At 55.8% G+C, this 12,105-nt stretch carries 11 protein-coding genes; 2 read left to right on the top strand and 9 right to left on the bottom strand.

Translation table 11 applies throughout. From position 1 onward, the window contains the following. Positions 1-10 precede the first annotated feature (10 nt). The 8 genes from menE to EOS98_RS07485 form a co-directional block, all read right to left on the bottom strand. Positions 11-1,378, bottom strand: coding sequence for an o-succinylbenzoate--CoA ligase (menE, locus tag EOS98_RS07520; protein WP_076735813.1), 1,368 nt, complete (start codon positions 1,376-1,378; stop codon positions 11-13). Next, positions 1,375-2,337, bottom strand: coding sequence for an o-succinylbenzoate synthase (gene menC / locus EOS98_RS07515; protein WP_001606474.1), 963 nt, complete (start codon positions 2,335-2,337; stop codon positions 1,375-1,377). The genes menE and menC overlap by 4 nt, the downstream gene beginning before the upstream one ends. Further along, complete coding sequence (gene menB, locus EOS98_RS07510) at positions 2,337-3,194, bottom strand: 1,4-dihydroxy-2-naphthoyl-CoA synthase (protein ID WP_000640013.1); 858 nt, start codon at positions 3,192-3,194, stop codon at positions 2,337-2,339. The genes menC and menB overlap by 1 nt, the downstream gene beginning before the upstream one ends. 14 nt (positions 3,195-3,208) lie before the next feature. Then, a complete protein-coding gene (gene menH, locus EOS98_RS07505; protein ID WP_000979134.1) occupies positions 3,209-3,967 on the bottom strand; it encodes a 2-succinyl-6-hydroxy-2,4-cyclohexadiene-1-carboxylate synthase in 759 nt (252 codons plus the stop codon). After that, positions 3,964-5,634, bottom strand: coding sequence for a 2-succinyl-5-enolpyruvyl-6-hydroxy-3-cyclohexene-1-carboxylic-acid synthase (menD, locus tag EOS98_RS07500; RefSeq protein ID WP_000116392.1), 1,671 nt, complete (start codon positions 5,632-5,634; stop codon positions 3,964-3,966). Before menD ends, menH begins: the two co-directional genes overlap by 4 nt. A gap of 85 nt (positions 5,635-5,719) precedes the next feature. Beyond that, positions 5,720-7,015 carry an isochorismate synthase MenF gene (gene menF, locus EOS98_RS07495; RefSeq protein WP_000555674.1) on the bottom strand — a complete coding sequence of 432 codons (1,296 nt, stop codon included), beginning with the start codon at positions 7,013-7,015 and terminating at the stop codon, positions 5,720-5,722. A gap of 100 nt (positions 7,016-7,115) precedes the next feature. Continuing rightward, entirely contained in the window at positions 7,116-7,421 is a 306-nt protein-coding gene (gene elaB, locus EOS98_RS07490) for a stress response protein ElaB (protein ID WP_001522308.1), read from the bottom strand. A gap of 54 nt (positions 7,422-7,475) precedes the next feature. After that, positions 7,476-7,937, bottom strand: coding sequence for a GNAT family N-acetyltransferase (locus EOS98_RS07485; RefSeq protein ID WP_000568155.1), 462 nt, complete (start codon positions 7,935-7,937; stop codon positions 7,476-7,478). A gap of 60 nt (positions 7,938-7,997) precedes the next feature. Here EOS98_RS07485 and rbn point away from each other — a divergent pair, with 60 nt between their 5' ends. After that, on the top strand, positions 7,998-8,915 hold the full coding sequence (rbn, locus tag EOS98_RS07480) for a ribonuclease BN (protein WP_000419093.1): 918 nt from the start codon (positions 7,998-8,000) through the stop codon (positions 8,913-8,915). Between the two features lie 65 nt (positions 8,916-8,980). Further along, positions 8,981-9,982: a chemotaxis protein gene (locus EOS98_RS07475; RefSeq protein ID WP_000368560.1), complete on the top strand. Its 1,002-nt coding sequence runs from the start codon at positions 8,981-8,983 to the stop codon at positions 9,980-9,982. A gap of 40 nt (positions 9,983-10,022) precedes the next feature. Here the strand turns inward: EOS98_RS07475 and EOS98_RS07470 are convergent, their stop codons facing one another. Further along, the gene (locus tag EOS98_RS07470; RefSeq protein ID WP_127821157.1) at positions 10,023-11,813 is read right to left on the bottom strand and encodes a vWA domain-containing protein; all 1,791 of its coding nucleotides are present in this window, start codon (positions 11,811-11,813) and stop codon (positions 10,023-10,025) included. Between the last annotated feature and the right edge of the window lie 292 nt (positions 11,814-12,105).

Genomic DNA, 12,105 nt, shown 5'->3' with positions numbered 1-12,105 from the left:
TAACCTAACATTAATTTTTACAGTTCTCACACACCCACTGCTGGAGCGCACGGCGAGATATTTTAATCCCTCCGTTTTTCAGTTCTGACGGCAGCGTCAACCAGCGAACCGGCTGCTGAAAACGCGCCAGCTTATCGCGAACCCATTCAGCGAGGTTCACGTCTCCGGCCTGCGATACATACTCCACAACCGCAACGGGACGATGGCCAAACTCTTTATCTTCTACCGGCACGACGAAGGCTTGTTGCACCAGCGGATGCGCGTTAATAACGCGTTCGACTTCCTCCGGCTGAATGCCTTCGCCGCCGCTAAAGAACAGGTTGTCCAGCCGCCCGGCGATGGTTAGCCTGCCGTGGTTCAGCTCGCCGCGATCGCGCGTGGCAAACCAGCCCTCGTCATTAACCAGCGGGATCAGTTTGCCATCACGCCAGTAACCTTCCGCCATACTGGCGGCGCGCAGCCAGACTTCATTATCGACGATTCTGATCTCTCTGCCGGGAAGCGGCGCGCCAACATCATCCGAACCATCGGCCTCTTTGGCGCATACCGTAGACGCGAACTCCGTGAGCCCATACCCGCACCAGCAGCGAATCCCTTGTTTGCTGGCCTGGTCGGTGAGTTCAACCGGAATCACCGCGCCGCCGAGCAAAACGGCTTTCAGCGTCACCGCAGCCCGATTCGCCAGCAGCCGCCACAGCTGCGTCGGCACCAGCGAAGCATGAGTACACCCTGCCAGCATCTGCTCCAGCGGTTGCTTATCGCGTACCGTCATGCGCGCCCCGGCGAAGAGCCAACGCCACATAATACCCTGCCCGGATACATGAAACAGCGGCAGCGATAGCAGCCAGTCATCCTGCGGGCCAAACGGCATTAGCGAAAGCACCCCCTGCGCGCTGGCAAGATGCGCCTGGCACGTATGTACGGCCGCTTTTGGCAATCCTGTGGAACCCGATGTCAGCGTCATGGAAACCAGACGCTGCGGTTGCCAGGCCACGGCATACGCCGCTGTGCTCTTTTGTATCTGCAACGCGGTTAACCCGGAAAATACGTTTTCGCCTTCCAGTGTCAGCGCAAAACGCAGCGTTAACTTCGGCACCAGCGCCTCCAGCAACGTCTGGGGCAACTGCGGATTGACGGGCAGAACCCGCGCGCCGCACTGCATCAGCGCAAGCCATGCCAACAGAGTGCGCGGCTGATTCCCGGCGCGCAGCAGGACACCGTCGCCCTCGCGTACGCCCTGCGCGGCAAACCCGCCCGCCAGCGCATCAATACGCTCACAGAGGGCGTGCCAGCTTAGCACTTCATCGTTCAGGCGCAGAGCGGGCGCCTGGCTGCGAACCTGACGCCAGTGGCGCCACGGCCAGTCCGTGAATGTCATAACAGTCGTTCCAGCTCATCACGCTTCAGACAAGGCAACGCGCTACCGGGCCAGGGACGAATCTGTTGCGCCTGCATCAGATGCAAGGTATCCAGTCCGGGCAGCGTTCCCGGCGTCAACCAGGCGGCAATCCGCGCCAGTTGCGTCAGGCCGAGGCTGGACTCGATCGAAGAGCTGATGACCGCCGTCAGTCCCAACGCATGGGCGGCAGCGACTTGCTCACGCACTTTATCAAGCGATCCGGTCAGAGTAGGTTTGATAACCACAGCCTTGACGCCCTCTTCGGCTTCAAAGGTGAAATCCGCTTCGCGCAGACTTTCGTCCCAGGCAATCGCGATGCCGGTTTCACGGGCAAAGGCGCGGGAATCATCCCGCGTCTTACACGGTTCTTCGAGAAAGGCGATACGAGCGCGGTAATCCGGATTAACATACTTTGCGAACTGTTGGGCTTTTAGCGGCGTCCAGGCGCGATTCGCATCCAGACGCAGATGCAGATCCGGGATCGCCTCCAGCAGCAAATTAACCACCATGCCGTCGCGTACCGCTTCATAAAGACCCACTTTGACCTTAGCGATTTTCTCGCCGGGCATATCGGCAAGCCGCAGCACCAAATCGTCAGGATCGCCAGTGCATAACGGCGCAGCGCGATAGTCCGCCGCCTCCGGCAATACGCCTGTCAGTTCCGCCAGCGCGCAGCTTGCGCCAAACGCGACCGAAGGCATCTCCGGTAATCCCTCGCTCCCCTGAAGCCAGTCGTTCACCCACGTCAGGAGCGCCGTCTGCGCCTCTTCCCACGTTTCCTGACTGAAGCCCGGCAGCGGAGAGATCTCTCCCCATCCCTCACGCTCGCCGTCACGCAGACAAACATACAGCCCGTCGCGAGTTTTTAACCGCCTGTCGCGCAGAACCACCCCCGCGTCCATGGGGATCTGCCAGCGGTATACCTGCGCGCTACGCATTATGGGTTCCGTTTGAATTTGCTGAAGTCAGGCTGACGCTTCTGGTTAAAGGCGTTACGGCCTTCCTGCCCTTCTTCGGTCATGTAGAACAGCATGGTAGCGTTGCCCGCCAGCTCCTGCAGCCCGGCCTGACCGTCACAATCGGCATTCAGCGCCGCTTTCAGGCAACGCAGCGCCATCGGACTGTTTTGCAACATTTCGCGGCACCAGCGCACGGTCTCTTTTTCCAGATCCGCCAGCGGCACAACGGTGTTAACCAGCCCCATGTCCAGCGCCTGTTGCGCATCGTACTGGCGGCACAGGAACCAGATTTCACGCGCTTTCTTCTGACCAACGATACGCGCCATATAAGAGGCACCCCAGCCGCCGTCAAAGGAGCCGACTTTCGGACCGGTCTGGCCGAAGATGGCGTTTTCCGCCGCGATGGTCAGGTCACACATCATGTGCAGCACATGACCACCGCCAATGGAATATCCCGCGACCATCGCGACAACCGGTTTCGGACAGGTGCGAATCTGGCGCTGGAAGTCCAGCACGTTCAGGTGATGCACGCCGGAGTCATCCTGATAACCGCCGTAATCGCCGCGTACCTTCTGGTCGCCGCCCGCGCAAAACGCTTTATCGCCTTCGCCGGTCAGAATAATCACGCCCACGTTGTCGTCGTAACGGGCATCCGCCAGCGCCTGAATCATCTCTTTGACGGTCAACGGACGAAATGCATTGCGCACCTGTGGACGATTAATGGTGATTTTTGCAATACCGTCGGTGGATTTTTCATAACGAATGTCGGTGTAACCCTCCGAGCAGTCGTGCCATTCTACCGGTGCGTAAAGCATTGTTTCATCAGGATAGATCATAGTGTGTCCTTTAGTCAGAGACGCAGAATCTGAGCCAGACTGTCTACCACGCCAGCGGGGTTTTCCCGATGCGCGTTGTGTCCGGCGTTACGAATAACATGGCATGTCGCCGCCACTTCCTGCGCCAGGGCGCGGAATTTGCTGTCGCGTTCGCCACATAAATAATAAAACGGAAATGCCAGCGCGTTGAGCGCCTCGCGTAAATCCGGCTGGGCGGCAAGCGATGTCGCCTCCAGCATCGCAGCCAGCGTTTCGCCGTTATTCTGGCTACGCAGCGCCGTCAGCGCCTGCCTTTGCTGCGCCGTCAGCGAGGCGAACACCGGCTGCTGATACCAGTCGTGAAAAACCTCAGTCAGGGGTTCACGACGAAAACGCTCTGCCCAGCGCCCGTCGGACAATCGTCTTTCAGCGCGCGCCTGTTCATTTTGCAGCCCCGGATGACCGCCTTCAACCACCAGGCCGCACAGGCCTGGTATTCCCTGGCAGGCTGCCATCATCGCCACCCGGCCGCCAAGGGAGTATCCCACCAACCAAAACTTTAGTATGTTGTAACTAATTAACGTGGCGCGCAGTAATCTGATGACATCGGCAAAGCCGCCGACCGGAATAGCCGCAGATCCGCCATGTCCCGGTAAGTCAATATAAAGCCGCGAACAGCCGTGAAACTGTTCGCCAACCGGCTGCCATTCACGGCAATCGCCAGAAAAACCGTGCAGGAAAACCAGCGAGGGCGCCCCAGGCTGTCCGGGCATGTGCTGCGCGTGCAACATCATAGATGGCTTACCTGAGCCAAAAGTTGCTGCAGCGTCTGCGCGCCGTCCGTATCGTTTACCACCAGCTCAATCACCGTTGTCGCCGGGGTTCGCCACGCGCCAGCCAGCGCAGACTCCAGCTCTTCCCAGTTTTCCGGGCGATGATAGCGCAGGTTAAACATGGCGGCCGCATGGTCAAAATGGACGTTTTGCGGCATCAAATAAAAGCGCTCACGTTTGCTTTGCGGCGTCGGCAGCAGGGAAAAGATCTGCCCGCCGTTATTGTTGACCACAATCAACACAAACGGCGCGGATACCTGACGTAGTAACGCCAGCGCGTTAAGATCGTACAGCGCGGATAAATCGCCGACGATAGCCAGCGTCGATTTGGCGCTGGCGCGCTGCACGCCCGCCGCCGTGGAAAGCAGGCCGTCAATGCCGCTCGCCCCGCGATTGCTGTATACCGGATAGCCGGCCGGCAACTGTGACAGCGCGTCGATCAGACGTACCACCAGACTATTGCCCACGAACAATTGCCCCTGCTCCGGCAGATAGTCGCGGATACGGTGCGCCAGCTGCGCTTCGCCAAAGGTGTCTCGCTGCGCGACCACCCGTTGCCACGCCAGTTCCGCCAGACGCGGGATCTCTACACACCACGGTTTACGTTTTTCCGCCGGATGCAGTTCCAGCCAGTCGGCGATTTTCGCTACCAGTCTGCGTCCACGATGGTGCGCAGGGTCCAGACGACCTTCAATATTGTCGATTACCCAGTACTCTTCCGGCTCGCAGGTTGCCTGCCATTGCAGTAAGCGTTTTCCGGTAAGGCTACTGCCAAGCTGGACGACAATCTGCGCCTGCTGCAGTTCGGTAACCGCTTTGGCGTTGCCGAGCCACAGGTCGGCGCACGGCAGCGGCTGCCCGGTTTGCGACAATACGTCGCCAATTAATGGCCATCCCAGAGTTTGCGCCCACTGCGCCACTTTTTTGCCTTCTTCCGCGCTCATACGCCCGGCGACAACGACGCCGCGTTTTTGTCGCCAGAAGAACCAGTCGCGCTGTTTGTCGCTTTCCAGTCGACGCGCTTCGCGCAGCCAGGGTTTTTCATCCTGCCACCAGTCGCCGAGACGCTGCTGCCAGACCAGACCGGTGTCATTCATATCGCCATACAGCGGTTCGGCAAAAGGACAGTTAATGTGCAGCGCGCCCGCATGAAGCATGGCGAGCGCATTATCGATGGTCGACACCAGCCAGCGCGCCGGAATATCCTGCGTGGGACGCGGCAACGACAGAGTTTGGGAGGGGTGCGAGGCAAACATCCCCGCCTGACGGATCGCCTGGTTGGCGCCGCAGTCAATCAGCTCCGGCGGGCGATCGGCGGTAAGTAAAATGAGCTTCTCGCCCGTCAGACCCGCCTCAATCAGCGCCGGATAGAGGTTCGCCACGGCGGTACCTGAAGTGACAATAACGGCAACCGGCTGCTGGCTGACTTTCGCCAGCCCTAACGCCAGATGACCAAGCCCACGCTCATCAAAGTGCGTATGGTGAATAAAAGCAGGATTCTCTGCCGCCGCCAACGTGAGCGGCGTGGAACGGGAACCAGGGGCGATACAAACATGCCTGACGCCATGACGGGTTAAGGCTTCCAGGATGACCGCCGCCCAGCGCCGGTTAAATGCACTTACTGACATGAGTTTGTCCGGTATCAATCATTGGGACTAAGTATAAAGAGCTGCAAAAATGGATTATTGATATGGGTCGGGAATATGTGACTCATTACGCATCCATCTGCAATAAGGTACGTAACCCGGCCGCTTTATTATCTATTTCCTGCCATTCCTGTTCCGGATCGGAGCCGCGGACGATTCCCGCGCCGGCATACAATCGCACCACATTGGCCGTCACTTTGGCTGAACGTAACGTCACGCAAAACTCACTTTGCCGCGTGGAGAGATAGCCTGCCGACCCGGCATACCATTCACGTTCGAACGGCTCATGTTGTTCTATAAAACAACGCGCGGGTTCACGAGGGATCCCGGCGACCGCTGCGGTAGGCTGTAACTGGTGCAGGCAGAGCGTGTCGTCCGCCTGATTAAGCGCCGTCCAGATACAGCGGCGCAAATGCTGTACCTTGCGCAGTCTGAGCACCTGCGGCGGCAGCACATCCAGCGAGTGGGTGCAGTTTTGCAGTCGCTGGCAGATGTCTTCGACAACCAGCATATTTTCTCGCTGGTTTTTATCGTCTTTCATTAACCATTCGCCAAGCTGCCAGGCTTTATGGTTATCCGGATGGTTCGCCACCGTCCCGGCCAGCGCTTCGGTACGCAGCGCCGTTTCACGCCGCCGCCAGAGCCGCTCCGGCGATGATCCCAAAAAGGCGGTATCGGCGGAAAAGGCCATAAAAAAGTGGTAGCAGTTGAGATTTAAACGACGACTGGACGCCATCATCGCGGCGGCATTGACCGGACGGGAGAATTGTAAGTCGGTGGCCCGCGCCAGCACAACTTTATCAAACGCCTCTTGCGCAATGGTGTGGGTGGCCTGCTGAATCAGCTTCACCCAACCGTCTTTGTCCGGCCAGTGCTGTTCGCTCGTGAGCGAAAGGCGCAGCGCCGGAACAGGCTTAATACCGACCAGAGAAGCGAGAAACGCTTTCGCCTGGCGCGCATCATCGCGTAGCGAAACGTCACTGTGCAGATGTAAGCGTAAGGTCGCCGTACCCCCGCTACGTCGCCACTCCAGCCGCGGCAGCAATAAGTAGCCCTCTTTCGGCTCGAACGCATTCAGCCCCCAAATACGCAGATCAGGCTGCGCGTGCTGACGTAAAAACCGTTGCGCCAGATCGAGCGATGAAAAAACGGTGATTGCCCCGAGAACGGCAGCTTCTTCGTCGCCATTGCGCTGTTGCCAGTAGAATTGCGGAAAGGATGACTGGCTGGCCAGCCAGCTCAATGCATCGAAGGCATCGTTTAAAGGGAAAGGCGCATCGAAAACGCAAAGCCCTGGCGTCGCCGGTATCTCTTGCGATAGCTGACGCGTCAGATTTTCCAGCGCAGTAGTAATAGAATGCACGCGGACCCTCCCTGTTAAAAACCCCACATTATACGGGGTACTGCCCTAAAAAAGCAGTACCTCATTTAGGGAGGGTTGCAATTCTGTTCAGTGGGGGGATTTAGCGCCGCGCCAGCAGCAGTCCAAGCACCAGTCCTACCGCCGCGCCTACGCCAATACCCTGCCAGGGTTTTTCATGAACGTAGTCATCCGCTTTATAAACGGCCTGCTTTGCCCGGTAATAATAGCTATCCGACGCATGGCTTACGCGGTTTTTCACCTCTTCCAGCGCTTGTTCCGCGCGGGCTTTCAGCTCAATGTATTTTTGATCGGCGGGATCGCCTGAGGAACGTAAAACCTCTTCCAGCGTTTCGCTGAGCAAAGTCAGATCATCATCAACACGTGATTCACCAAATTGATATGACATTCTCATTCTCCGTTGTGTTAACACCTGCTCCTAACTATAGTCAACGGTTTCGGTTTATGCCTGATGAACCTCCCGCGCCATTCCCCGGTGCGGAATGCCGTCTTCGTCATAAACATCGGTGACGGGAATAAAACCAAACCGCGCATAAAAAGGTTGCAGATGCGCCTGCGCCCCCAGATATAGCGGCTTATCCGGCCAGTGCCGCCCACAAGATTCCAGCGTTTTCGCCATTAATTGCTGGCCCAGTTTCGCCCCTCGCCAGGCGTCGCTGACGATCACCCGGCCAATGACAACCGGGTCTGATTCGTTATCGCTTTTCAGAATCCTCGCATACGCCACCAGCTCATCCTGGTGCCAGCCCAGAATATGCCGATTGTCGCCGACTAAATCATCGCCATCCACATCCAGGTAAGGACAGCGCTGTTCTACCACAAAGACTGCGCAGCGCAATTTGAGTAACGCGTAAAGTTGAGGAACGGTAAGTTCGCTATGGTGGAGATCCTGCCAGTCAATCATGATGCGCTCCTGTGTTGTGGTAATCTTGGGTTAAACGATAACCAAACGTGTATGGACAAGATGGAATTAATTTTTTTAGGTACGTCCGCAGGCGTTCCCACGCGCTCACGCAATGTAACGGCAATTTTATTACATCTGCAACATCCAACGCAGCCGGGAGTATGGCTTTTTGATTGCGGCGAAGGGACACAGCATCAAATGCTTAATACCGCGTTTCATCCCGGTAAGCTTGAGCGCATTTTTATCAGCCATCTTCACGGAGATCATCTGTTTGGCCTGCCGGGTCTGCTATGCAGCCGGTCGATGGCGGGGAATCCCCATCCGCTAACCGTATACGGGCCTCAAGGCGTGCGTGAGTTTATTGCAACCACACTGCGCCTTAGCGGTTCATGGACCGATTTTCCGTTGCAAATTGAAGAAATTAGCGCAGGCGATATTCTTGACGACGGTCTGCGTAAAGTGACCGCATTCAGGCTGGAGCATCCACTGGAGTGCTACGGATATCGCGTTGTTGAACATGACAAGCCTGGCGCGCTGAATGCCAGGGCGTTAAAAGCCGCAGGCGTTACGCCCGGCCCGCTGTTTCAGGCGTTGAAGGCAGGAAAAACCGTCACGCTTGCCGATGGAAGGCAGATCAATGGCGCCGACTACCTTGCTCCCGCCGTGGCCGGGAAATCAGTGGCGATTTTCGGCGATACCGCGCCCTGCGAGGCCGCCCTCGCGCTGGCGCAAGGTGTGGATGTGATGGTCCATGAAACCACGCTGGATGCGTCAATGGAGGAGAAAGCCAACGCTCGCGGACACAGCTCCACCCGTCAAACCGCGACGCTGGCGCGGGAAGCTGCCGTCGGTCGGCTGATCATGACCCATATTAGCTCACGCTATGACGATAAAGGCTGTCAGCGCTTACTGGCGGAATGCCGCGCTATTTTCCCGGCGACGGAGCTGGCTTACGATTTTTCTGTTTTCCCGGTTTAGCGCTCCATTTTTTGTCCTCATTGCCGATAACACTAAAAAAGGCAGGCTTTCATAATGAGGTTAGGATGGACAATTTTCAGAAAGATATTGATGACAGGGCCAATTTAACCCTGTCCAACCGTTTTGAACTGCTGTTATTCCGTCTTGGTACATCGCTGCATGAACAGAAGTCAGAGCTGTTCGGCATCAATGTATTTAAGCTGCGCGAAATCGTACCGATGCCCGCCTTTACGCGCCCGGCAGGCATGAAAGCGCCGCTATTGGGCATGGTCAATATTCGGGATCAGGTCATTCCGGTGATTGATTTACCAGCGGTAGCGGGCTGCAAGCCGGAAACCGGGCTGAATATTTTGCTGATCACCGAATATGCGCGCAGCGTACAGGCATTTGCCGTCGAGTCGGTGGAAAATATTATGCGTCTTGACTGGCAACAGGTGCATACCGCCGAGAAAGCCGTCAACGGTCGCTACATCACCAGTATTGCCTGCCTGGATGACAACAAAGAAACCAACAACCTGGCGCTGGTGCTCGACGTTGAGCAGATTCTTTATGATATTGTCCCCTCCAGCCACGATCTGCGCGCCACCAATCTGAAGACCAATAAATTTTATATTACCCCTGGCGCGGTAGCCATTGTGGCGGAAGACTCCAAAGTCGCCCGCGCGATGCTGGAAAAAGGGCTGAACGCGATGGGAATTCCGCATCAGATGCATGTGACCGGCAAGGATGCATGGGAGAGAATCCAGCAACTGGCGCAGGAAGCGGAGGCCGAAGGTAAGCCAATTAGCGAGAAAATCGCGCTGGTCCTGACAGATCTTGAGATGCCGGAGATGGATGGCTTTACGTTAACGCGTAAAATTAAAACCGATGAACGGCTGAAAAAGATCCCGGTCGTTATTCACTCTTCCCTTTCCGGCAGCGCCAACGAAGATCATATACGTAAAGTGCAGGCCGACGGCTACGTGGCCAAGTTTGAGATTAACGAACTCTCTTCGGTCATTCAGGAAGTGCTGGAGCGCGCAGCAACAAACAGCCAGGGACCACTGATCAGCCGCAAAAGCGCCTGACGTAACAGGGGATGCCTACAGTACAGGCATCCCCTGACGCTTAGTGAGACAAGCCTTCCGCCAGTTTTACCAGTTTAATAAACTCCGCGCGATAGCCTTGTTTATCTTCTCCGCGCGCCTGTTCACCCCATTTAATAATTTGCGGCCAGCTCGTATCTGCCAGCGTTTCTGAGCCACGCAGTTTTTGCCCGAAAGCCGCTACCGCCGCGCGGAAACGAAAATCTTCAGAGGCGTCAGCAAAGATCGGCATTTTTCCCATAACGACCGGGAACTCGGCTAATGTACTTTCGCTGCCCTGCGGCGCTTTCCAGCGCAATTTGATCCACGCCAGCTCGCTTGATTTTGTTGTCTTTGAGGCGGCTTTGTTCTGAGCGTAGCGCAGTTTATCCACCGAGGCTTTCTGCCCGTTAAGCGTCAGTTCAAAGAATAGCGTGACGTGTTTACCCGCGCCGATATCACCGGCATCAACCTTATCGTTATTGAAATCCTCGTCGCGCAGTTGGCGTTTTTCATAACCAATCTGCCGGTACTCAGTCACCCACTGCGGATTAAATTCGATTTGCGATTTTACATCTTTGGCAACGGTGACCAGCGTTTGATGCATCTCATCCTTGAGGACTTTTTGCGCCTCAGAGAGGGAGTCGATGTAGCTGTAATTGCCGTTACCCACATCAGCAATTCTCACCATCATGGCTTCGTTGAAATTGTCATCGCCGACGCCCAGCGTAGATAAGGTAATACCTTTCTCGCGCTCTTTTTTTACCAGCGCTTCGATGTCTTTGGGATCGGTAATACCGAGGTTAAAATCACCGTCGGTGGTCAACAAAATGCGGTTAACGCCGCCTTTGATAAACCCTTTTTCGGCCTGCTCGTAGGCTAGTCGTAATCCCGCTTCACCACCGGTACTCCCGTAAGCATCCAGATTATCAATTGCCGCTTTAATCGCGGTTGTGTTATTTCCCGCTGTAGACGCCAGCGCGACGTGAGTGCCGCCCGCGTAGGTCACAATCGTGATGTTATCCTGCGCACGCAGATCGTTCACCAGCAGTTTTAGCGCCGACTGGATCAACGGCAGGCGTTCCGCTGGCTGCATAGAACCGGAAGTATCAATGAGAAAAACCAGGTTGGCAGGTGGCAGATCTCTGGTCTGCATGTCCCGGGCCTGAACATCAACTTTTAATAGCGTACGCTGCGCGTTCCACGGCGAGGGAGCCAGTTCGTATTTAACCGCAAATGGCATCGGTATACAGGCCGCAATGGGTTTAGTGTTATCCTGCTTATCCGCAACGGGCTGAGGCGCGGGAAAATAGTTCAGCATCTCTTCTACCCGCACGGCTTCCGGCGGCGGCAGTTGCCCCTGATTCAGAAAGCGCCGCACGTTAGCGTAGCTGCCAGTGTCTACATCCAGACTAAACGTGGCGAGCGGCGCCTGACTTACCTGTTTAATCGGATTTTCATCGTAGTGTTCGTAACGCGCGGTCCCCATTACATTACCGCCTTGTGCAGCGAACGCTTTTGATGCCGAGGCACGTGTCCGCATTTCATGTTGCGGTGCTTCGGCTGTTGCCAGAGATCCCGCTTTGGCATCTGCCAGGGCTTTGGCTTCAGCTTTCGCTTTATATTCGGCTGCTTTTTTCGCAGCCTGTTGGGCGGCCTCGGCTTGTCTTTTCTGGACAGTGTCATCCCCGGCCTGAGCGCTATTTTCTTTCTGGATAGCCTGCTCCTGTTTTAACTCAGCCGGATTATTTCCCTGCGGGTCGGAGGGCTCCGGCCCACAGCCCGAGAGAACAACCCCACCCAACAACAGCATTAATGTTTTTCCATTAAGCATACAAATTCCTTTTCAATTATATTCGGGTAATTCTCTGCAGATGTTCTGCATTATATTCCGCTTTACTTTTATTATCAGCATGACGAAAGTAGAAAATGGTATTATCTGCGTTAATAACCACCCATAATAAAAAAGATAATTATATTTTTGAGGCAAATAATATTTATGTTTAAGATGAACGACTTAATCAGTTGCTGGCGTTCGACCCACAGATTCTGCGTGAAGAACACTATTTACAGGTGACCGATTTACCAAAAGTGAATATATAAGATGGGGGACTATCTGCACTGTG

The sequence above is a fragment of the Salmonella sp. SSDFZ69 genome (assembly GCF_004010755.1).
Classification (GTDB): Bacteria; Pseudomonadota; Gammaproteobacteria; order Enterobacterales; family Enterobacteriaceae; genus Salmonella; species Salmonella enterica.
Note: the sequence above shows the minus strand (reverse complement) of the source record. Positions and strands in the feature narration are given on the sequence as shown.